Consider the following 21,686-nt stretch of genomic DNA (forward strand, 5'->3'; position numbering starts at 1 on the left):
ACCTCAGGTGGGTGCGCCGATCAAAAAATGGATCGCTGCAGCTTACGACGCCAACGTGCGGGCGATGGCGTCGACGATTTCGCGGCGTGCCCGCTCGTAGGTCTTGGGACCCACGTCGCCGGCGCGGTGGGCGCGTTCGAGTTCTTCCAGTTCGAAAAGAAGCTGCTGGCGGGTGCGCTTGGCGTCGCCCTTGGGGACCACGCGGCGCCGGCCACGCGTCTGGTAGGCGTAGCCCAATCCAAACATGACACCGAGCGCGGCGAGGCCCGTGGCAATGAAGCGCGCCGGCCCCGGCGTGGGGATGTCGCTCAGGGTGATGCTCAATTCGCGCAAGACTTCGCCGCGCTGCATTTCCTTCGCCGTCTCGAGCAGGCGCCCGCCATTCATGTCCGCGTTGGGCACGGCCGCGGGAAAACCCTCGACGCGAAGTTTCATGTCCTGCGACGCCGCCGCGAGAACGCGCGAGGCTGCCACGCGCGGCGGGAGGCCGACGCGGATGTCGACGTTGGATGCCCCCGCGTAGGGAAGCTGCCAGCGGAAGACGATCGAGTGCTGGCCCGGCCCGAAGGTGCCTCGAACCCGCGCCCCGCGCTGTTCGACGGCGTCGACGCCTTGGTCGCTCATGCTTTGCTGCGAGTTGAGGGCGGTGAAATCCGCCGGAAGGGACATGACCAGGTTGTCGGGAACCCAAGCAAAGCGACCGAAGTTGTAGACGTTGATGGCCTCTTCGAACTGGATGCGGTCGTCCTTCAACTCGGCGTAGAGGTTGGCCTGCATGACCACGAAGGCCTGCTCGAGATCCGAGGTGACCGGGTAGATATGCAATTTGACCCGCATCCCCGCCTTGCTCGGCGCCAGCTGAAAGGGGCTGGCCGCGAAGACCGCGCTCTCGCGGGGGACGCTCACGCGGTAGGCGACACCCGAACCCGTTTCCAAGCCGTCGAAGCGCACGGCGCCGTCGGCGTTGGTGATCCGGTTCACGTGCTTGCGCGCATCGCCTTTGGCCACCGATTGCTGAAGGATGCCCAAGGTGACGTCGATGTTGGGGAGCGGTTTGTTCTCCGGATCGAGGAGCTGCACCGCGATGGTTCCTGTCGGCAGCGAGGAGTCGTCGTCGACGAGGTCTGGCGAGGCGCGGAACATGCCGTTCGGGCCCTGGTGGGGATTGGCTTCGCCGCCGTGATCGTGCGGATCGGCCGCGCCCTCGGCGTCCCCATCATCGTCGGGCAGGGCGGCGGGGTGACCTGGTGGCAGCTGCTCGTCCCCGCGCACGGGACCCGGATGATCGGGCGCGGCGTCGCGACGGCCTGCATCGCTCGAGGAACGCGCATCGGGGGCGCCGGCATCCGCGGGCTTCGGGAGGATCGGCGCCGCGGGCTTCGGTGCCTGCGCGTGGGCCACGCCCCCGGCGAGGAGAAAGACCAGTGCGTACCTAAGCTTGCGCATTGGCCACCCCGCGCAACGCGTTTCCGCACTTCTTGCAAAACGCAGCATCACCCTCGTTCGAGGTCGCGCACTTCGAACACGCCACCCGCGACACCGCGCCGGGCGCCTCCTCCTTCGAGCCTTGCTCCTCCTCGTTGTCCGAGACGTGAGCTTCGTCGAGTGCCGTCTCGGCTCCCTCCCCATCCGGGGGAGGGTTGGGGTGGGGGAGCGGGAGATTCTCTGCCAACCCGCGCTTGGCCAAATGCTTCTGCGCAAGCTCCTCCGCCTTCGCGCGGTACGGCTCCACCTCGGCGTCGATCTCGCGCAAAATCTCTTTCGCCTGATCGCGGTAGTGCGCTGCGATCTCCGCGTAATCCTCCGGGTCCATCTTTCCGATGTCTCGCTCGTGTTCCAAGTCCTTCAGCGCGCGCAGCACGGCGCGTTTGCGCTCCTCCGCGTCACCCACGCGATCGGCCCGCGCGGCCAGATGATCCATGTCTTGCGGCAGCGGTGCATCGCCCCCAAGGGTGCGGAGGCTCGCCCAGAGGAGGGCGATGGTCCCCACCAGCACACCCCCCGTGATCACGAGCAGCGCCGGCCCGACGCTCGCGATGAACCCGACCGCCAGTGCCGCCACCACCGTCGCCACCGGCAGGCCGATGGCGATGGATCGACCGAGGCGGCGTTCCGCCTCGTCGGCCTGCACGGCTTGCGTGGCCTCGGCCACGGCGGGTTCCTTGGGTTTGCGTTTCGACGTTTCAGTCATCGAGATCGCGAAGCTCCTCGTCCAGGCGAGCGTCGTATTCGTCACGCTTCGTTTTCACGTCGTCTTTGCCCTTGTCCTTCTTCGGCGCAGGCTGCTGCCCCTTGGAATTCCCCCGCCATCGGCGAAAGAGAACCATCACCCCCACGCCGCCTGCCGCGATGGCCGCAAGCGGCACCGCATAGATGCTGCGCATGGCGCCCGTGTTGGGCGGAATGGCCAGGGCCTCCGAGCCATATTGCTTCTGGTACGCCAGCACGATCTGATCCTTCGTCTCGCCGGCGCGCATCTTCGCGCGAATCGCATCGCGCGCTTCGTCGGCCGTCCCGCACGCGCAGGTCGAGAGAAGATCGCGCGCGCACCCGCCGCACATGCAACGGAGCGCGCTGAAGACCTCCTTCTCGGCCGGCGACTCGATGTGCACCGTTCCTGCGTGCAAGCTGGATGCACCGGCACCCACCGACTGCGCATGCGCGGTCACCGGCATGAGCGCGATGATCAGACCCAGGGTCATGCTGCCCACAGCCCCCGCCGTGCCGCGCGCCACCGCCCACACGCGCGATTCTTCTGGCTGCAGCTCGGGCCACATGCACACGATGCTGCCTAGGATGAGGATCATGCAGCCGAACCAGATCCACGTCACCAGCGGGTTCACGTGGAACTGCAACGTCGCCAGCTTCGTCTGCGGATTGATGGCGCCGACCACCACGTAAAGGTCGTCGCGCAGCGTGTGCAGCAGCGCGACCTCGGTCGTGGGCTGCTCGGCGTTCTTCTTGTAGATGAACTTCGCCGGGTTCACGTAGCCGGCGAATTTGCCGTCCTTCGTGACGCGGAAGTCGGCGAAGACCATGCGCTTCGAGTTGTCGAGCTCCATGCGCGGGCCCATGTACTCGAGCGCGTAGTTGTCGATCTGGTAGACCTGCCCCGGCATCATCGCCGTCTCGCGGTCGATGTTCCACGAGTGGCCCGTGAAGCCGAGCACCATGAGCACGATGCCCATGTGCACGATGTAGCCGCCGTAGCGGCGGCGCGACGTCGGCGGCAAGGTCATCATCGTGTAGAGGAAGCCCGGGAAGAACCCCGCGTACCAAAGTGCCGCCGGGGTGCCCGCCGACGCCCCGCTCTTGCGGCGCGAGCGGAAGAGCAGCACGAACTCCTGCACGATGACCGCCGCGTTGAAGGCGCAGAGCGAGACGCCCATCACCGGCGTCACCGCATTGAAGGCGCGCAGCACCTGGCCCAGGGTGCCCGGATAAATCGGCTCGCTGAAGGCGATGGCGGGGAAGCCAAGGCGCTTGCCCACCGCGAAGTGCAGCACGATGGCGACGACGAACGCGATGCCCGGCGCCATGAAGTTGCGGCGGAGCGCATCGGGGCTCGTCTTCTTCCAACCGAGGAGCGAGCCGCAACCCATGAGCGCGAAGATGACCAGCCCAATGGGCTGCACCCATGCATTGTAATAGGGCGGTCCGACGGTGACCTTCTCGTTCCAGAAGGCCTCGCTGATCATCGGGAAGGTCGTCGCCGCGAGCACGAACACCATGAACCCGAGAAGGGCCCAGTTGTTCATGACGAAGGTGAACTCACGCGAGAAGATCGACTCGATCTCCGGGCGCTCCGTGTGCGTTTCGATCCCTGCGGTCATGCGGCGGAAGACGACTTCCACGCCGGCGTAGACGGTGAAGCCCAAGAGCAGCGGAATGGTGAGCACCGGCCAGGGGAGGTAGTGCGCGAGCGCCCAACCGCCGGGCGCGGCCAGGAGCACCATGGTCCAACCGGAGATGACCGCGGCCTTGCGCAAACGCGGCGACGGCGGAAGGTGCCGCAGCTCCGGCCAGCGGTACAGGATGAGCGTGAGCACCACGCCGATGGCCAGCGCGAGGAAGTAGAGGAAGTACGTGCCAATCGACGACTGAGCGAACGAGTGCACGCTGGCGATGGCGCCCGAGCGCGTGAGGAACGTGCCGAAGATGGTCATGAAGAAGGTGAGGCACACCAGGAAGATGTTCCACAGCTTCAAGAGACCGCGCCGCTCTTGAATCATGACGGAGTGGATGAACGCGCTCGACGTCAGGAAGGGCAGGAACGCCGCATTCTCCACCGGATCCCACGCCCAGTAACCGCCCCACCCGAGCTCGACGTACGCCCAGAGCATGCCCAGCGTGTTGCCGATGCCCAGAAAGAGCCAGGAGAACAGGGTGAACTTGCGCGAGGCGGTGATCCACTCCGTATCGAGCCGGCCCGTGACCAAGGCGGCGATGGCGTAGGCGAACGGGATCGTGCAGCCGACGAACCCGACGTAGAGGCTCGGCGGGTGGATGATCATGTAGAAGTCTTGCAGAAGGACGTTGAGCCCTTCACCGTCCCCGCGGGCGCCGCCGACGCTGGTCGAAAACGGATTCGCCGCGAAGGCCATGAGCACGCCGAAGAAGAGGACGACGGCCATCATCGTCGCGATGATGTACGGCTGCAGTGCGAGGTGCTTCTTGCCGAGCACGAAGACGCACGTGCCGATGTACAGCGAAAGCAAGAAGAGCCACCACAAGAGCGACCCGTCCTGTCCTCCCCAGAGCGCTGTGAAGAGGAAGACCTTGTCCATCGACCGATCCGAATAGTGAGCGACGTAGCGCAGTCGGAAGTCGTGGCTCACGAAGGCGTAGGCCAGGCAGAGCACGCACGACGCGATGAGGAAGACGGTTCCGTACGCACCGAAGCGTGCAGCTTGCAGCGTGCGCGGGCGGCCCGTCGTACCGGCCGCGAGTGACACCGCGAACGTGTACGCGGCCACGACCATCACGCACAGGAGGAGGGTGCTACCGAAGAGCGGAAATGTTTGCCACATGACGAAGACCTCGCGCTGCGGCGATCGCGGCAGCTAATCGATGAAGTCTAGTCAGAGGCCGCGCAGAATGCGACCGAGACGGTCGAGTCCTTCGTCGAGACGTGGATCATCAATGGACCACGAGAGACGAAATCCATTGGGGACTTCGAAGAAGGACCCGGGGACGACGAGGGCGCCATGCTCGGCCGCCCCCTTCTCCAGAGCTGGCCGGAGATCGCCGGCGCCGGGCAGGGTGGCTAAACCGAAGAGCCCGGATTGTGGCCCGCTCCACGCGAACCGCGGTTGTTCTTGCGCCAACCAGGCCGAGGCGCGTGCACGCTTGTCCGCGAGAAGACGCCGAGAACGCGCGGCCAACGTTTGAATATGACCCAGTGCGTGAATGAAAAGCTGCGCGTGCGGGAGGGGCAGGTACCCGGCGCTGCTCATCATGGTGGCGTAGGCGCGTCGGATGACGTCGACCGGGCCGAGCACCCATCCAAAGCGATGGGTTCCCAGGCCGTAGCACTTGGTCATGCTGGAGACGACGACGATGTTGTCGGCCAAGTGCCGCGCGCACCCGCGGAAGACGCCGTCCTTGTCGACGAAGTCGTCGAAGGGCGAATAGATCTCGTTGACGATGAGATGGCCGCCGCGCTCCCCGATGAGGCGCGCCACCTCGCGCAACGTGTCGTCGTCCGTGCGGCGGCCCGTGGGGTTGTGCAAATTGGTGATGAGAACGGCGCGCGTGCGCTCGGTGATCCGCGACGCGATGATCTCGGGATCGACGGCGTAGTCCGAGGTGGCGGGACGCGGAAAGCGGGTGACGTGGGCGCCGATGCCGCGTGCGGTGGTGAGGAGCGGTTCGTAGGCCGGCTCCTCGACGAGGATTTCATCGCCAGGTGACAGCAAGCTGGCGTACGCGATCCAAATGGCGTGTGCGGCGCCGATGGTGGCGATCGTCTCCTCGGGGCTGACACCATTGTGGTGCGCAATCGCCGCGACGAGGGCAGGGCGCGCCCGGCTATCGTCCAGATCGGGCGGCGGGCCGAGCTCCGAAAGGGAGAAGGCCGGCATGCCGCTGGTGGCCAGATCGAAGGCGGTGCGGCCGACGTTTTGGATGGCCCATTCGAGGTAGTTCACGCGGGGGTACATGGCAGCTAGTGCTCTTTGCGCTTGAGGGTGAATTGCCCGTCGCGAACGAGGTGGGCGTCGGGAAGGGAGAGTTTCATGGTGCCGGTGGCGTCGGCGGCGGTCACCTTTCCGTAAAGCGTGCCGCTGAAACCGCGATCGGCAATGTCCTTGCGCGCGATGGTGGCGGCGAGGGTTTCGCCGGCGAGCGAGCCATAGACGACGGACGGGCCGAGGACGCCTTCGAGGGTGCCGTCGACCTTGCCGGTCTGCGGATCGACGGTGAGTTCGATTTTGCCGTCGCCGAGGCCCTCGGGGCCGTCGTCGCCGCGCCATTTTACGCCGCTGTATTCGGGGCCGGCGGGCACGTAGAAGGTGCCGCGCGTCGTTTTGTAGGTGCCAGCCCAGTGGACCGGCTGCGCGGCCGGTTTGGCTTCCGCGACGGCGGGTTCGGCTTTCTTTTCCGGAACGGCGCCGGCGTCGGGTGCCGCCTTGTCGGGAGCCGGGGGCTTGCTGCACGCGAACACGAAGGCGAAGAGGAACGTGGCGTTGCGCAGCATCAGCCCTGGTTCTCCAGGATGCGGACGCCGAGTTCGCCTTCGATGTCGACCAGCTCGCCGCGGGCGACCTCCTGTCCGCCGACGCGCAGCAGCACGGAGGAGCCCACGGGGCGGCCCAACGTGATGACGTCGCCCGGGCGGACGTTGGCCCATTCGCGGGCGCGCATTTCGGCGGAGCCGACTTCGACACGGACGACGACGGCGATGTCGCCGGCGTTCTCCACCAGGGCATTGTCTTCGCGAGCCATCGAGAGATCCTCCACCGAGCCACCTACCACGAGCTTGCCGTCCGCGCCGAGCGTTGCCGACACGCCCCGGTCCGAGCGCGGCGCGCAAAGAGTCACGGGGCCTGAAAGGCTCCACGGCGGGGGAAGCCACACCGCGCCCGGTGTCAGCGTCTTCATCTCCGCCACCGTGGACATCGCCACCGAGGCCACGATGGGCATGCTCAGCGGGATGTCGCCCAGGCGCACCAGCCCGGCCCGATCCCACGGAGGCTCCGTGCGTGGCGAGAGCAGCGGATCGGCGGGCGAAAAAGCGACGCGTGCGAGAAACGCCTCGTCCCCGAGCACCACCGTGAAGCTCGCGAAGAGCGCGTCCTCCATTGCCGCATCCATCGTCCGAACCCGCAGCGGGAGTGCACCTGCACCTCGCCGCAAGGTCGTCACCAACACCGCGGCGAACGCTCCGAACACCGTCGCGGGCGGCGGCGAAAAGGGATCCAGCGACGAGGTGCGAAGCAGCGGACGGCGAAGCGCGCGGGCCGCAACCTGCGCCGCGAGCGCGCCCTCCACCTCGAGCCACACGCGCGGCGTTCCCGTGTCGTCTTCGAGCGCGAACGTCACCGCGCTCGGATCCGAGCGCCCCGCGCGTGAAGCATCCCGCACGTGGCGCAGCCGCACCTCGATGCGGCTGTCGAGGATCTCCGCGAGTGCGCGCTCCATCGTGGCGATGGAACCGCTGGCCGTGAGCAAGTGCCGGAGCGCGCGCATCGCCTCGAGCGAGCGCGCGCTCATGCCATCCAGGGCATCCCACGGATAGCGCCGTACCGTGCGGCTCATCGTCCCAGCAAGATCTCCCGTTCGACGAGTTGGTCCGCCTGCTGCGAAAACCGCTGGAACCGCACGTACTCCTCGCCCGGCTGCACCCGGCCCGCGGGGATGTCCACCACGCGATCCAAGTACAGCGCGTGCCCGTGCACGGCGTCGCCGACCCGCACCACGCGCTCGCCATCGCGCACCTCGCCCACCGGGAGGCTCGACGGCATGCGCATCGACTCGGGCACCACCACCTCGAACTTCACCTCGACGTGGGACGAGCCGCTGATGAGTTGTGGCGTCTGCCGCTCGGCCAGCGCCGCGAGCTGCGCCAGGCGCATGGGGAACATCGGCTTGAGCGACATGCCGCCGTTCACCGCGCGCGCGAGTTGCGGCACGTCGGCCTTCACGCGCACCACCAGCGGCGCATCCAAGGTCTGCTTGCCCTCGACTTGGACGTCACGCACGCGCGCACCCGGAAAATTCCGCCCCACGAGCCGCGTCTCCACGAAGTCGCGCACCTGGCCGGCGGCGATGCGGTCGAACACCCCGCGGACCGACGCCCCAACCTTGCCGCGGAAGGCTTGCGAAAGATCGAGGCTCGCGGAGCCGTCCTCGCGCAAGGTGGCCCGCCCCTCGAAGCTCACGCCATCGAGATCGCCGCCCGCGGCCGTCGTGTCCCGCGGCGTGCCCGGGATCAGCCGGTATGCCGGCTGCCCGCGCAGGCCCGCGGCGATGTAGCCGAAGGGCGCGAACTTGTCGCGCACGGTGAGCCAGCGAATGCCGGCCTCCGTGTCGAGGCGCATCACCAGCGAGTCGAACGACTCCGTCTCGCTCAGCTTCCCGAGCGGCGGCGGCGCGAGGCGGTTCTTCACCACCGCGAGCTCCAGCGGGATCCCGAGCTGCCGCAACAGGTGCCCGTAGGCCGACTGCAGCGACCCACTTCGCCCCGTCAGGGCACGGCGCCCGTCGCTCTCGTTGCCCTCCTCCACGGCGCCGAGCACGTAATGGTAAAGCTTCTCCGCGCGCGCCAGGCGGCTATCCTTGGGCACGTCCTTCACGATCTCGCGCGCCAATTTTCCGAGGCGCGGATCGAGCGGCGTCTCGTCGGAGGCGAGATCCACCAGGCGGGCCAGCGAATCCTGCAGCGACTGCCCCCAGCCAATGCGCACGCTCGGGAGAAACTCCGTCGGCGGCACGGCATCGGGCTCCTCGGGCGCGGGCGGGCTCTCGTCGACCCGCCAGCGGCGCTCGACGAAGGTCCCCAGCGCGCGCTCCTTCGGTTTGGGCACGTTGCCGCGCGTCTCGACCTCCAGCGGGCGATCCTTCGGGGACATGACCACGAACTCGCTGCGCCAGTAGCCCTTGTCCGCCTCGCGGAAGAACCACTGCGGGCCCTTGTAGCTCTTGCCCTTTTCGCCGTCGCCCCGGTACGAGGTGACGTGCTCCATCTCGACGTAGTCGCCGATCTCGAGGTGCGGCAAGGTCAACGTCGGCTTGCCCTCCACCGGCTCGGGCTCGAGCACGCTGCCGTCGGGCTTGATCACGCGCAGGCGCAGCACCAAGCCTTGCGGCGGCTGTTGTTCGGCCTCTTTGCCGATGGCTTCCTGCGACTGCATCCGCTGGATCTCGTGCTCGAGCATCTCGCTCGAACCGTCGGGGTGCACCCACAGCGCGGAGTAGTCGAGGACGCGCGCGGCGTTGCCGGCCATCTTCTTGCCGCTCTTTTCCCACTTCTCGAAGTCGCGGATGACTTGTTTTCCGTCGATGCGGTACGGCTCCAGGTTCGTAGCGCCTTCGATGACCGTGATGGCATCGCGAAGCTCCGACACCGAGGCCCCGGCTTGGATGGACTCGGCGAGCGCCCGCCGCAATGCGCCGCGCTCGCCCTTGGCGAAGGCGCGATCGGCCAGACGGAAACGCACCGTCGCATCCTCCGGGTTCTTCGCCAGCGCCTTGTCGAGTTCCGCCGCCGCCGCCCCGGGATTGCCAGCGCGCGCGAGCACGTCGGCGATGCGGGTGGCGATCTCCTTGCGATCGGGCCGGCGCTTGGCCAGCCGCCGCAGCTCGTCGATGGCCGCCTTCCAGTCGTGCCGGGCGAGCGCGCGCTCCAGATCGACCTCCGCGTCGGGATCGAGCTTCTTGATCCGCACCGCCACCGCGTCGGCCTGTTCGAGCGGACCGTCGTCCTCCAGCGCATCGAGGTAAGCGCGTAGGGCGTCGGCGTCGTCGGGGAAGCGCTTGCTCAGATCGGCGAAGGCGCGCATCCGTTCCGCGCGCCATTCGAGGCGGCCGTAGACGCGACCGAGGCCTTCGAGGACCTCCGGTTCGTTGGGGAACTCCTCCACCAGCTTGCGCAAAGGTTCCACGCCCTCGACGAGCCCTTTTTGCTCGCCCGCATCGAGCGCGAGCCACGCACGCGAGTACCAGAGGCCCTGGTCCTTTTCGACGGCGCGTGTCCGGTAGCGGCGCTCGTTCTGGCGGCGCTTGTCCTCGGGGTAAATCGGATCGGCGTGCGCGAACGCCGCCGCGGTCTGTAGCGCCACGGGTGCGGCGTCCTCCGGTTCGACGTAGGGATCGATCAGCGCGCTGGCCACGTCGTCCAAGCCGTCGACGCTGGCGAGGGTCGCCGCGAAGAAGCCTTGCAGCGGGGAGGCGGCTGCGCGTGCGCGCACGATGCCATCGACCGGGTTGACGCTGGGCAGCGCGGTTGCCTTCGTCAGGCCATAGGGCCGCGTGGCATCGAGATCCGTCGCGATGCCGGCGGGTCGACCATCGGCGCCGAAGAACCGGATCGACGTGTTGTCGTTGAGGACGCGCGCCAGCACCCGGTGCCGGCCCGCCCCCACGTGCACGTTGGCGCCGAAGCGCTGCCAGACGCCCCACTCGCGCAGATCGCGCTCGAGCACGGGCACGTCGTCGACCCACACTTTGAGCGCGCCCGCGACGGCGAGGATCAAATCGCGTTCCTGGTCGGTCGAGAAGAACGCCTCGGCGTAAAAGACGCCTTTGCCGGTCTGCTCGGGCGAGCCCACCAAGCATCGGTGCTGCTCGACCTTGAGGATGTGCGGCCGGATGCCGCGCTGCGGATCCGGCTCCCACGACGGCGGCCACGGCCGCGATTCCTCCGCGGGGAACGAGCGGCGCCGATCCACCGAGGTGCCGCGCCCAAATGGGCCCGCCAGGCGCACCTTGCGCGCGCATCCGGCGCGCGCGGTGTACTGCGCGTCGTACGCGTCGTCGATGACCACGGCCTTGTCGAACGCCTCCGCGTTGGACCAATCGGTGAGCTCGGCCACCGAGCGCCATCCGAGCTTGCCCGGTCGCGCGATCAGGTCCTCCAGCGTCTTCTTGTGCCGGGTGTATAGCTCGGCCACCGGGCCGCGCAGGGCATGCAGGTGGTTCGTCGCGAACCACGCGACGAGCTGCACGTCGGGATCGTCGCTCTTGCTCGCCGCCACCAGGCTCGCGGCGTACGCGTCGGCCGCCGTCCGCGGATCGCCGTGCGTCTCGTCGTAGAGCGCCAGCGCGAGGTTGCCGTACAGGCCCTCGTGCTTCATGGGCCGCAGCTTGCCGATGGCGTTCTTCGCCTGTCCGGCATCGCCTCCCGGCGCCACCATCTCCATGAGCGCCCAGCGCCCCACCGTTTCCGCATCGCCCGAGGCGCGGCCTTTGTCCCGCGCATCGCCGAGCGACGTGGGACTGCGCACCGTGGGCGCTGCTCCCCCGCAGCCGACCGCACTGGCCAGCGCCAAAGCCACGACGACGCCCAGCCCCTGTACCCGCCTACCGAAATCGAACATGGACAATCGAGAACCCTTCATTTCACGCCCAACACGAGACGTTGCCCCAATGCGCGGTCCATCGACTCGCAGAAGGCGCGGAACGCCGGATATTCGCTGGCCTTGATGCGCGTCTTGGTCATGGTGACCGTCGTCTTCACGTGCGCCGTCGACCCCGACATGTCGACGTCCACGCGGAAGCTCCCGAAGGGGCTCGAGCCCTCCGCCTTCACCGGTGCGTTGACGATCTTCGCACCCGCCGGAATGCGCAGGGTCCAATCCGACTCGTCCGTCGATTGCGCGCGCATGCGCACGTCGAGCCGCCGCTGCGACAGCGACGCGTAGTCGCGCACGGCGTGATCGTTCGGCCCCACGGGCAGGCTCAATCGGTCACCCTCCTTGCGTCCGAACTGCGGCACCTTCGCCTTGGCGTGGACCCAGACCTTGCCCTCGATGTCCTCGAAGTTCGCCGCCTCGAGCGATGAGAGCTCGAGCCCCGCGAACTCGCCCGACAGGTCCTCTTGCACGCGTTGCTTGCGCGTGGCCTCGGCCCAGTAGCGCTGCCGCCACGTCGGCGCCGACACACCGGTCACCTCGGCGCGCCAATCGATCTGCGCCGTGCCATCCACGTTCACCGTGGCCTCCATCTTGCGCACCGCGACGCTCTCGCTGGCCGGCGGATCGGGCAGGTGCACCAGCTTGGGCTTGCCCTCGTTGATCTGGATGGCGAGCGAGCCGCGATCCATGGCCGGCAGCTCCATCGAGCCCGTGTATTCCGCCGTCCCGTCCAGGTACAAATCGAGCGACGGCACGTAGGCGATGGCATGATCGAACGGCGCCAAGCTCGCCGGATCGGTCTCGAAGTCGCCGCGCATGCCCGAGCGCACCACCACGATGGTCGATGGGATGCCCAGCTCCTTGAGCATGGTCACGATGAGGGTCGCCTTGTCTTTGCAGTCGCCGAAGCCGCGCGCGAAAATCTGCGCGCACCGGTACGGCTTGAAGCCGTGGATCCCGAATTCGAGCGCCACGTACCGCGTCTTCTGCACCACGAAATCGTAAACCGCGCGCACCTTCTCGCGGTCCGTCTTCAGGCCCTTGGTGACCTCGGCCACGCGCCGGCGCACCTCTTCGTCGGCCACGAATTGATCTTTGACGAGGCCCCAATACCAGCGGCCCATGTCGTCCCAGTTCTTGTACGTGGAGACGTGCACGTGGCCGAGCAGCTCGGAGTACGGCGGCTGCGAAGGCTCCGGATCGATGGCCGGCACGTTCTCCGCAGTGAAGCGGTACACGCGCGTGTCGCCCACGACTTTGTTCGTCGACTGGATGCCCGGCACCTTGGGCTTGTTGAAGTAGAACGTGCGCGAGGTCGGCGTGATGAGCACGTACTCGGAGTGGGCGATGTTCTCGCCGGCCTGCATGTACTTCACCTCGCCGAAGTAGTCGGCGTACTCGTTGCGCGCGGCCACGTCCTCGACGCGGTACTGCAGCTCCACCACGTCGCCGGGCGACAGGCGCGGGAAGCGCACGTAGAACGCGCGCGAGCTCGTGTACATGCTAATCGACGGATCGTTCACCGGCCCTTCGCCGTTCTCCGTCGCGTCCTCCACCTGGCCGTTCTCGTGGTAGACGTGCGCGCCGCGCAGCTGCACCGTCTCGCTGTCGGCCTGGAAGCTGAATCCGTACTCGCGCGCATCGGTCGCTGCACGCTCGGTGAGCGGCTGGAAGACCACCTGGTGGAAGCGGCTCGACAGGCCATTCGGGAACACCGTGGTCACCTGCAGGTCGACCAACGTGCGCCGGTTCTCCCCCCGCGAGGGCGCTTTGCGCAGCGCGAGGAACTCCTTCGTGGGGCGCGCGTAGCCTTCGTCGGGACGCGGTTTGGCCGGCTCGAGGTGCGCCAGGTATTCGCGCACCTCCTTCGATTGCGGCTTCAAGAAGAGCACCTGGCGCAGGAGCTTCTGCTGCTCCTCGGGGTGCCCCGCCAGGCCCTGTGCCTCGGCCAGCGCCCTCATCGTGTCGGTGTTCTCGGGCGAGAGATCCAGCGCTTTCTTGTACAATGCAATCGATCGCGTGCGGTTGCCCATGAGCAGGTAGCTCTGGGCCGCCGCCGACAAAAGCGGCGCGCTGTCCGGGTTCAGCGCCATCATGCGATCGAGCCAGCGCTCGGCGCCCTTGATGTCGCGCTGGGCGATGGCCAGATCGATGCGCCCGCGCACGAAGGAAATGTCGTCGAAGCGAAGCTGCGAGTAGCGCTCTTCCAGCTCGCCCGCTTCCGTGGTGCGCTCCATCTGCCGCAGCGCGCCCACGGCCGCATGCACCACGGCCACGCTGCGCGGCTGCCGCGCGAGCGCCCGCTCGATGAAGGCCGACGCCGTCTCCTTGAGGTTCGCCTCCTCGTACAGCTCGTAGCGCCCGAGGATCGCCTCCACCTCGTCGGGATCCAAGGCCAGCGCCCGGTCGAAATAGGGCACGGAATCGCGCCAATTGGAGCCCGCCCGCGCGTGCCGGGCCCGCGCCAAAAGCACGTCGATCTGGTCCTCGGTCGAAACGCCGCCCTTCTTGGCCAGCGCTTCCGCCTTCTCGATCCAGATGGCCTTCTGGTTGCGATTCTCCACGAGCTCCCCGGCGAGCAGCAGCCGGCGAATCGTAGGCGCCTTTTCGGCCGCCTTGCGCGCCAGATCCCGTGCGCGGCGCTCCGAGGGATCGTCGGACATCGTGAGCTGCAGGTACCGCGCGAAGCCTTCGAGCGCGGCGGGATCGTTGCCCTTGATGAGCCGCTCGAAGCCTTGGATGGCACCTTCCACCCGCGAGGCCTGCTTCTTCCCCAACGTGGCGGCCTCTTTGGCGTGGGCCGGATCGGCATCGGTCACGATGCGCGGATCGGGCTCGCCGCGCTCACCGGCGAGGCGGATGGTCACCATCGGGGCGTCGTCGTCGCCGCAAATCTTGACCAGGAGCCGGTTGTAGCCGCTCGTCATGGTCACGTTGGCGGCGAAGCGGTCGGCATCGATCGAGCGGTACTTCTCGTCGCGCAGCACTTCCTCGCCGTTCCACCACACGCGCATCGCCCCCGCACTGCCCGCCCAGATCGAGATGGGTCGCGAGGCGCCCGCGGCCAATTTTTCGTCCCGCGCGTAGGTGAAGGCGTACGCGCACACGTTCTGCGTCGGCTCGATGAGCCCGCCGAAATCGAGCCAACCGTAGGGTGCGGTCGCCGGCGAAACGCGCCAGCGGACCGGCCGCTCCTTGCCGTCGAAGGTGCGCCCCAGATCCGGGGTGTCCGGCTTCTTTTCCGGCGGTTCGACGCCGAAGTCGCGATCGAGACCGGCCTTGCCCTCATTGTCGAAGGCGCCCGCCACGAGGAAGCGCGACACGTACCCCAGCTTCGCGATCCGGGTGCGCGACCCTTCGAGATCGCCCCGTCGCCGGCGGGCGTAGGCCTCGAGAAGCCCGGCGTACGCGCGCGTGGGCGGCGCGATGGAGGCGTCTTGGGCCACAGCGCGCAGCAACTCCTCGATCTCGCCCGGATCGCCCGCGTTCCACTCTTGCCAGAGCTTGCGCAGCGCCACGTACGCGTGCGGCCCGCGCGCCGAGCGCACCTCTTGGTGCAGGCGGGTCAGTTTCGAGAAGCGCTCGCTCGAGTCCGCCGACGCGTCGCCGGGCACCGCGCACACGAGAAACGCGATCAGCGCGGCGAGAGCAGGCAAAAACACGGTGAGGCGCGAAAAGATCGCCCGGCCGTGGGGGCGATGGGGGCGTGGAAGGGTGGTGGCAGTCACGAAAACTCCGGGTTGAACAGCCGTTGTACTATCGAAAGGACGTCAGTACTAAAGAGCGATCCTATGTTGGCCGGCCTGATCAAGACCATCCGCCCTCACCAATGGGTGAAAAACCTGTTCGTGCTGGCGCCGATGTTCTTCCACAAAGACGTCTTTCTCTCTACCCCTGCGGGCCCCGCGCTGAACTTGTTGGTCACCGGGCGGGCCTTGGCCGCGACCGGGGTTTTCTGCCTTTTGGCCGGCGCGGTCTACACGATCAACGACCTGGCCGACGTGGAGGCCGACCGCATTCACCCGGTCAAGCGCTACCGCCCCATCGCCAGCCGCGAGGTGCCCGAGGCTCTTGCGTGGCTCATGGCCGTCTTGCTGGTGGTGCTCTCGCTGGGCATTGGCTTCTTGCTCCATTGGAAATTCTTCATCTGCGCCGTCATCTACCTCTGCCAAAACATCGCCTACACCTTCAAGCTGAAGTCCATCGCGGTGCTGGACGTGGGCTTCATCTCGTTCGGCTTCGTGCTGCGCGTGCTGGCCGGCGGTTTTGCCACGGATACGCAGGTCAGCACGTACATGATCGCATGCACCGCGCTTCTGGCCCTCTTTTTGGGCTTCGGGAAGCGGCGGCACGAGCTTTCCGGTGAAAATGCGAGCAAGCAGCGCGCAGCCCTCAAGGCCTATTCCCCGATGGGCCTCAACGTCCTTCTGGCCCTCACCGGCGGCGCCACCGTGGTCACGTACATCGCGTACACGATCGATCCGGTGACGTGCGCGTTCTTCAACACGAAGTCGCTCTGGATGACCGCGCCGTTCACCATTTTTGGCATCTTCCGGTTTTTATTCCTGGTTTCTGGCCGAGCGGGGCGCGGGCTCAAGAGCGAAAGTCCGACCCAAGAGATGTTGCGCGACGTCCCCTTCGTGCTGAATTTGTTCCTCTGGGTCGCCATGGTGGTTGCCATCGTTTATCGGCTTCGTCCTTCACTCGGCTGACACATGTCACGCGACGGCTCCCCCCAGGCATTTGTCGAGAAGCCGGGCGCGTGGATTGACCTCGCGCTCACCCTGCCGCTTTTCCTCGCGTACCACGCGGGCGTCGTCTTCCTGAAGATTCAGAACGCGACCGACGTGGTCACCCCCACCCTGGTGCAGCTCGCCGAGGGCAACCGGGGGGTGTACCTCCTCATGACGGCCTCCATCGGCGTGGTGTTCGCCGGCATTTTCGCGTGGCTCGGCCGCGGGCAGGCCTTTCGCACGAGCAAGTTCGCCCAGGTCATCGTCGAAGGTGCGCTCTACGCCATCATGATGCGCGTTGCGGGCTCGTACGTGGTGAGCAACATGTTTGCCCCGCAGGCGAGCCTTTTCGGGCCGCTTTTCGAGGACAAGCGCTTCGTCGGGATGATCACCTCGATGGGCGCGGGCTTTTACGAGGAGCTGGCCTTCCGCGTCGTGCTCTTCGGGCTCGGGGCGAAGGTGCTGGTGAGCCTCTTTGCCAAGCAGAACGTGCAGGTGATGAACCAGCGCGTGGTCGCGGGAACGTCCTCGTTCAAGGCGTTCATCATCATGTTCGTGTGGATGTTCGCGGCCGCAGCGCTCTTCAGCGGGATGCACTACATCGGCGCGCTGGGCGACAAGTTCCAGATGGCGTCGTTCATCTACCGCATGGTGATCGGCGTGGTGCTCACGATCATCTACCTCACACGCGGCTTCTCCACCGCGGTGTGGGCCCACGCGCTCTACGACATCTGGGTGCTCGTGTTCTGATTGCGCGCGAGCGCCAAGGTACAGGTGAGCGCGAGCAGCATGCCGATGGTCGCCGCCACGTAAGGCGAACGCGGGCTGAACGCGCCGTACACGAAGCCGCCGAACGCCGGCCCGAGCACGCGTGCCAGGCTCGCCGCCGATTGGTTCGTGCCCATGATGGCGCCCTGCTCGGTGGCCGAGGCTCGCCGCGACACGTACGACGAGACCGTCGGCTGCGTGATGCCGTTGCCCACGGCGAGGGCGAGGCTCGAGGCGTAGAGCATCCCGCGGCCCACGGTGGGCGCGAACACCAGCCCGAAGAAGGCGATGGCCTGCACGAAGACGCCCACCGGAATGAGCGTGGGCTCCGAGTAGCGCTTGGTGAGCGGCCGCATGAACGCGCCCTGCACGATGGCCGCGGTGACGCCCACGGCCGCGAGGAGCAGGCCGCTCTCCACCTGGTCCATCTTGAAGACGTCCTTGTTGAAGTAGCGGAACGTCTGCTCCATGTTCGTGAACGAGAACACGATCATGAAATTGACCACGATGCCCGCGAGGATGCCGTTGTCGGCAAAGGCGCGGCGGGCAGCATCGAGGTTGAGCGGCGAGAGCGAACGCACCGGCTTCTGCGCGCGGTTTTCCTTGGGGAGCGACTCCACGAGTCCCAGGGCCACCCAGACGAAATTCACCACGCCCAGCGCCGCGGCGGCGAAGCAGGCGACCGCGCCGGTGTGGCCATTGATGGTGATCTTCGCCAGCGCGCCGCCGAAGCCGGGGCCGAGGACGAAGCCGAGGCCGAAGGCCATGCCGATGAGTCCCATGCCGCGCGCCCGGTCCTCGGGCTTGGTGACGTCCGCGATGTACGCGCTGGCCGTGCCCAGGTTGGCGGTGGCGATGCCGCCGAAGATGCGCGCGGCAAAGAGCCAGCCCACGTGCGACCCGTACGCGATCCCCAGCCCGAGCCCCAGCATGGTGAGCGCATTGGCGGCCACGGACCAAACCAGCACGGGGCGTCGGCCGATGCGGTCCGAGAGCCGGCCCCACACCGGCACGAAGAGGAACTGCATCAGCGAATACACCGCGCTGAGGAGGGTTCCGACCAGGGCCGTGGTTTGAAAGTTGTCGCGCGCTTCTTCCGCCAAGAACGGGATGACCAGCCCGAAGCCGAGAAGATCGAGAAAAACCGTCAGAAAGATGGCCCCGAGGGAGGGCCGCCGGGTGCGGGACGAGGATTGCTGCATGAAGACGGGCGGGACTTTGTCACGGACTTCGGCGGGCGTGTACGAAAGCTTCGCGATTTCCTTTCGGGCCGGGCAGGACCGAGTCGCATTGCGCGAGAATCGTGAATCCTGCCGCCTCGATGGCGGCGGCGGCTCCGGCGATGGCTTGTTCGCGCACCGCCTCGTCCCGCACCACGCCCTTGCTTCGTGTCGCTTCCTCCCGACCCACCTCGAACTGCGGTTTGACCAGGGCCACGAGCTCGCCTCCGGGCCGGGTCACCCGGGCGATGGCCTCGGTCAGCCGGTCGATGCCGATGAACGACGCGTCCACCACGGTGAGGTCGACTTCGCCTCCCACGGTCTCGGCCGTCAGCGTGCGCGCATTGGTTCGCTCCATGACGACCACCCGCGGATCGACGCGAAGCTTGTGCGCGAGCTGCCCGTAGCCGACGTCCACCGCGATGACCGTTTTGGCGCCGCGCTGCAGCAGGCAATCGGTGAAGCCCCCGGTGGAGGCCCCGAGATCCAGGCAGCGCCAATCCGTCGGATTGACGCCAAACGCGTCCAGCGCGCCCTCGAGCTTCACCCCGCCGCGCGACACATAAGGATGATCGGCCCCGCGCACGGTCACGGCCGCATCCGCGGCCACCGTGGTTCCGGCCTTGTCGACCCGCTCGTCGCCCACGTAGACCACGCCGGCGAGCACCATGGCCTGCGCGCGGGCCCGGGAGGGCGCAAGGCCCTGGGTCACGAGCAGTTGATCGATGCGGACGCGGGACTTGGCAGGCATGGACGCATTGTCGCGGGCCTCGCGTTTCGGGTCCATCTCGCTTAACTATAAGAAGGAGATGGCAGGGCAGGGGCGCTGGCAGGATCGGTTTTCGTTCGGCGGGCGGCTGCCCTGGGGCGTGGGGCTGCTTCTTTCGCTCACGGTGGTCTGTTCGCTTGCGGTCGCCTTCGGCAGCCGCCACACCGGGCCTCTGTTCGAGCTCGCCTCGCTCGTGCCGGCGGCCGTCTGGCGCGGGGAGGTCTGGCGCCTCCTCACGTGGGCGTTCATCGAGCCCAACCCGCTGTCGTTGCTCTTCACGTGCCTGGGCATCTACTGGTTCGGATCGGATCTCGCGGGGGAGTGGGGCTCGGCGCGGTTCCTCACCGTGCTTGGCGGGATTGCCGTCTCCGCGGCGGTGTTCACGTGCCTCTTGGCGCAAATCGATGCGTCGGTTCTGCCGCAGCACTACCTGGGAAGCTGGGCCTGCAGCTGCGCGATGATCGTCGCTTGGGGCCTTTGGTTTCCCGATCGGGTCGTCCGCATCTACTTCATTCTTCCCATTCGGGGCCTCTGGCTCGCCTGGCTCACCGTGGGCTTGACCGTGGTGTATGCGATTTACGCGGGCTGGGAGCGCTACCTTCCGGAGCTGCTCGCCGAAGGGTCGATGCTGGCGTGGATCTACCGCCGCACGTTGAGCGCGCGCTGGGCCAAAGCGCGTCGTCCGGCGGCGCGCCCGAAGCCGGTTCCAGCGAAGAAGCGTTCCGCCAAGGGCGTCTCGTACTTGCGCGTGGTCGAACCACACGATGACGACGATCCGCCGCCCATGTCGCCCGAGTTGGAGAAGCGCGTTCAGGACCTGCTGCGTGGCACGAAACGCGACGACTGACGCAAAAGTCGACCAACGGTCGACCGGTGTTGTAGCCGCTTCACAGAAGCGAATTTGAGTCAGTGAAAGACGCACGCAGGGCGGCTCATTTTTGCGTCGCTCGCGCGGTGCAAACGGGGATACGCAACGTGGCGTAACCCTTGCGATGCACCTCGGCGTGCGGGCTCTCTGGCTTACGCTTGTCTTGCTTTGCTTCTTCATCGTGCCGCGGTCGGCGGGTGCCGTCGGTCTGGTGCTTCACGGCGACGTTGCCCAGGCAACCGAAGTCACGCAGGTGCGCATCGCCGTTGCGCCCACGGCCGCGGGCACGGTGCGGTGGTACTCCCTCTCGACGGCGCAAACGCCGCCGCTGGTGTGGGTCATTCCCACCGGGAAAACTGCGGCGGTCGACGCGGTCTCCCACGCATGGCTCGAAGCGCTGGACGACGCCTCCGCGGTGCGGGTGATGTCGTCGTGCGGAGGCACCGCCGTGGAGACGCATCGGAGTGTGCAGGTCGGACCGAGCCCGTTCGCGCCCCAGATGGATAGGATGACATCGCCCGCGGAGCTGGACACGAAGCTCGGCCAGCCGGATTTGCCCGACGACGTGCGGAGCGATCTCGTGGCGCGCCTGGCGACGCAAGACCTCGTCGTGGTGCGCACGAACGGGCCGCATACGCCGGTGATTCGCGTCGTCGACGCGGAAGCGGGCATGCCCATTCCCCTGTCGCTTCTCCGCTCGCCGCGCAACGTCGAGGTGACGGCGTTCGTCGTGGCGCAGACGCCGTCGATGCTTGGAACGAGGATCGGATGGCCCTCGTCGATTCACTGGTTCGGCGATCGCTCGGATTACCTGTTGAAGCGCGACGCTGCGCTTGCCGGTGCCGCGGCCGGGGCCTTTGTCGTCGAATCGTCGCCCGAGGGCGGCTTCGTGCGCGAGCGCCGGGCGGGAACGAACGTCGTCCCCTCCGCGACGGTGGCGTACCTCGAGCTGGCCGCGCGCTACGGCGGCAGGGCCGACGACTTGGAGCTCGCGCTCGCGCAGCGCGCGCCGGAGTCGCTGCGCATCACGCGGCTCGAGGGGCGCATCCCGGCCCACGGCGCCTCGCCGGACCTGAGCGTCACGGCGTTGAGTTCCCCGGCGCCGGATCAGGTCGTCCTGGCGCAGGCGACGTGCAGCAGCTCGCCCGGTGGCGGCTCGTCCCCCACGCCGAGCGGGAACGACTCGTACGAGAGCGCGGGCTGCAGCGGATCGAGCACGGGGAGCTCCTCGCGTCCGTCCAATTCGTCCAGCGGCAGTTCGGAAAGCTGCAGCCGCGACACCACCGACTCGAGCAGCTCGCGCGAGGAGGACTCCGAGTCCTGCAGCAGCGACACCACCGACTCGGGTGGCTCGGACGATGACTCCCGCAGCGACGACGGCGAAGGCTGTGGAGCCGACGACGACGGCAGCACCTCGGACAGCGAGGAGGATCAGTGCAGCACCTCGGGCGCGAAGCGGCGCACGTGGAAAGGCCGCAGCCCGCTCTCACGCGGCGTTCTTGCCCTCGCGATGCTCGTGCTCCCCCTGCGCCGCCTCGGCCGCCGCAAGCCCGCCCGTCCCTAAGGTAACGGGTTGACTGAACGTGCCAGGTATCCAATGACCCAATGCGTGAACCGCGGCAGCGGAACGAAACCGGCGGGACCGGCGCGATGCCTGGTCCAGAAAGGCAGGATCGCCATATCTCTGGCGACCCTGCCGTTGGGGACGGACTAAGGCGCCGGCCTCGCCGAGATTGTCCCGCTGCCGCGGCGCGC

Annotated in this window: 14 protein-coding genes; 4 read left to right on the plus strand and 10 right to left on the minus strand. The window is 67.4% G+C overall.

Going from position 1 to position 21,686, the window contains the following annotated elements; all coding sequences use genetic code 11:
• Nucleotides 1–42: 42 nt before the first annotated feature.
• The 8 genes from LVJ94_47160 to LVJ94_47195 are packed head-to-tail and all read right to left on the minus strand — an operon-like array spanning nucleotide 43 to nucleotide 15,301.
• Nucleotides 43–1,446: a hypothetical protein gene (locus tag LVJ94_47160; GenBank protein ID WXB04470.1), complete on the minus strand. Its 1,404-nt coding sequence runs from the start codon at nucleotides 1,444–1,446 to the stop codon at nucleotides 43–45.
• A complete protein-coding gene (locus LVJ94_47165) occupies nucleotides 1,433–2,191 on the minus strand; it encodes a zinc ribbon domain-containing protein (protein WXB04471.1) in 759 nt (252 codons plus the stop codon). Before LVJ94_47165 ends, LVJ94_47160 begins: the two co-directional genes overlap by 14 nt.
• Nucleotides 2,184–5,030: a cytochrome c biogenesis protein CcsA gene (gene ccsA / locus LVJ94_47170; protein WXB04472.1), complete on the minus strand. Its 2,847-nt coding sequence runs from the start codon at nucleotides 5,028–5,030 to the stop codon at nucleotides 2,184–2,186. Before ccsA ends, LVJ94_47165 begins: the two co-directional genes overlap by 8 nt.
• A gap of 51 nt (nucleotides 5,031–5,081) precedes the next feature.
• The gene (locus tag LVJ94_47175; protein ID WXB04473.1) at nucleotides 5,082–6,161 is read right to left on the minus strand and encodes a pyridoxal phosphate-dependent aminotransferase; all 1,080 of its coding nucleotides are present in this window, start codon (nucleotides 6,159–6,161) and stop codon (nucleotides 5,082–5,084) included.
• A 5-nt stretch (nucleotides 6,162–6,166) separates the two neighbouring features.
• Nucleotides 6,167–6,697 (minus strand): hypothetical protein, encoded by a 531-nt coding sequence (locus LVJ94_47180; protein WXB04474.1) that lies wholly within the window; start codon nucleotides 6,695–6,697, stop codon nucleotides 6,167–6,169.
• Nucleotides 6,697–7,758, minus strand: coding sequence for a FliM/FliN family flagellar motor switch protein (locus LVJ94_47185; protein WXB04475.1), 1,062 nt, complete (start codon nucleotides 7,756–7,758; stop codon nucleotides 6,697–6,699). The genes LVJ94_47180 and LVJ94_47185 overlap by 1 nt, the downstream gene beginning before the upstream one ends.
• A complete protein-coding gene (locus LVJ94_47190) occupies nucleotides 7,755–11,537 on the minus strand; it encodes a tetratricopeptide repeat protein (protein WXB04476.1) in 3,783 nt (1,260 codons plus the stop codon). Before LVJ94_47190 ends, LVJ94_47185 begins: the two co-directional genes overlap by 4 nt.
• Before the next feature lie 17 nt (nucleotides 11,538–11,554).
• Nucleotides 11,555–15,301: a DUF3857 domain-containing protein gene (locus tag LVJ94_47195; GenBank protein ID WXB04477.1), complete on the minus strand. Its 3,747-nt coding sequence runs from the start codon at nucleotides 15,299–15,301 to the stop codon at nucleotides 11,555–11,557.
• A 63-nt stretch (nucleotides 15,302–15,364) separates the two neighbouring features.
• Here LVJ94_47195 and LVJ94_47200 point away from each other — a divergent pair, with 63 nt between their 5' ends.
• Both LVJ94_47200 and LVJ94_47205 read left to right on the plus strand, forming a co-directional pair.
• Nucleotides 15,365–16,285 carry a UbiA prenyltransferase family protein gene (locus LVJ94_47200; GenBank protein ID WXB04478.1) on the plus strand — a complete coding sequence of 307 codons (921 nt, stop codon included), beginning with the start codon at nucleotides 15,365–15,367 and terminating at the stop codon, nucleotides 16,283–16,285.
• 3 nt (nucleotides 16,286–16,288) lie between these two features.
• Nucleotides 16,289–17,056: a CPBP family glutamic-type intramembrane protease gene (locus LVJ94_47205; GenBank protein ID WXB04479.1), complete on the plus strand. Its 768-nt coding sequence runs from the start codon at nucleotides 16,289–16,291 to the stop codon at nucleotides 17,054–17,056.
• Here the strand turns inward: LVJ94_47205 and LVJ94_47210 are convergent.
• Both LVJ94_47210 and LVJ94_47215 read right to left on the minus strand, forming a co-directional pair.
• Entirely contained in the window at nucleotides 17,029–18,276 is a 1,248-nt protein-coding gene (locus tag LVJ94_47210; GenBank protein ID WXB04480.1) for an MFS transporter, read from the minus strand. The genes LVJ94_47205 and LVJ94_47210 overlap by 28 nt on opposite strands.
• A gap of 19 nt (nucleotides 18,277–18,295) precedes the next feature.
• Nucleotides 18,296–19,081 carry a TlyA family RNA methyltransferase gene (locus tag LVJ94_47215; GenBank protein ID WXB04481.1) on the minus strand — a complete coding sequence of 262 codons (786 nt, stop codon included), beginning with the start codon at nucleotides 19,079–19,081 and terminating at the stop codon, nucleotides 18,296–18,298.
• 22 nt (nucleotides 19,082–19,103) lie between these two features.
• Between LVJ94_47215 and LVJ94_47220 the strand changes: the two genes are divergently transcribed.
• Both LVJ94_47220 and LVJ94_47225 read left to right on the plus strand, forming a co-directional pair.
• Nucleotides 19,104–19,910 carry a rhomboid family intramembrane serine protease gene (locus LVJ94_47220; protein WXB04482.1) on the plus strand — a complete coding sequence of 269 codons (807 nt, stop codon included), beginning with the start codon at nucleotides 19,104–19,106 and terminating at the stop codon, nucleotides 19,908–19,910.
• 145 nt (nucleotides 19,911–20,055) lie between these two features.
• Nucleotides 20,056–21,495, plus strand: coding sequence for a hypothetical protein (locus tag LVJ94_47225; protein ID WXB04483.1), 1,440 nt, complete (start codon nucleotides 20,056–20,058; stop codon nucleotides 21,493–21,495).
• The last annotated feature ends 191 nt before the right edge of the window (nucleotides 21,496–21,686 follow it).

It is taken from the genome of Sorangiineae bacterium MSr11367 (assembly GCA_037157805.1).
GTDB lineage: Bacteria > Myxococcota_A > Polyangia > Polyangiales > Polyangiaceae > Pendulispora > Pendulispora rubella.

Excerpts from the sequence above, each read along its gene's own strand:
- LVJ94_47185 (WXB04475.1), bottom strand. The coding sequence starts at position 7,758 with ATGAGCCGCACGGTACGGCGCTATCCGTGGGATGCCCTGGATGGCATG.
- LVJ94_47215 (WXB04481.1), bottom strand. The coding sequence starts at position 19,081 with ATGGACCCGAAACGCGAGGCCCGCGACAATGCGTCCATGCCTGCCAAG.
- LVJ94_47160 (WXB04470.1), bottom strand. The coding sequence starts at position 1,446 with ATGCGCAAGCTTAGGTACGCACTGGTCTTTCTCCTCGCCGGGGGCGTG.
- LVJ94_47225 (WXB04483.1), top strand. The coding sequence starts at position 20,056 with ATGCACCTCGGCGTGCGGGCTCTCTGGCTTACGCTTGTCTTGCTTTGC.
- LVJ94_47190 (WXB04476.1), bottom strand. The coding sequence starts at position 11,537 with ATGTTCGATTTCGGTAGGCGGGTACAGGGGCTGGGCGTCGTCGTGGCT.
- LVJ94_47200 (WXB04478.1), top strand. The coding sequence starts at position 15,365 with ATGTTGGCCGGCCTGATCAAGACCATCCGCCCTCACCAATGGGTGAAA.
- ccsA (WXB04472.1), bottom strand. The coding sequence starts at position 5,030 with ATGTGGCAAACATTTCCGCTCTTCGGTAGCACCCTCCTCCTGTGCGTG.
- LVJ94_47165 (WXB04471.1), bottom strand. The coding sequence starts at position 2,191 with ATGACTGAAACGTCGAAACGCAAACCCAAGGAACCCGCCGTGGCCGAG.
- LVJ94_47220 (WXB04482.1), top strand. The coding sequence starts at position 19,104 with ATGGCAGGGCAGGGGCGCTGGCAGGATCGGTTTTCGTTCGGCGGGCGG.
- LVJ94_47180 (WXB04474.1), bottom strand. The coding sequence starts at position 6,697 with ATGCTGCGCAACGCCACGTTCCTCTTCGCCTTCGTGTTCGCGTGCAGC.
- LVJ94_47210 (WXB04480.1), bottom strand. The coding sequence starts at position 18,276 with ATGCAGCAATCCTCGTCCCGCACCCGGCGGCCCTCCCTCGGGGCCATC.
- LVJ94_47175 (WXB04473.1), bottom strand. The coding sequence starts at position 6,161 with ATGTACCCCCGCGTGAACTACCTCGAATGGGCCATCCAAAACGTCGGC.
- LVJ94_47205 (WXB04479.1), top strand. The coding sequence starts at position 16,289 with ATGTCACGCGACGGCTCCCCCCAGGCATTTGTCGAGAAGCCGGGCGCG.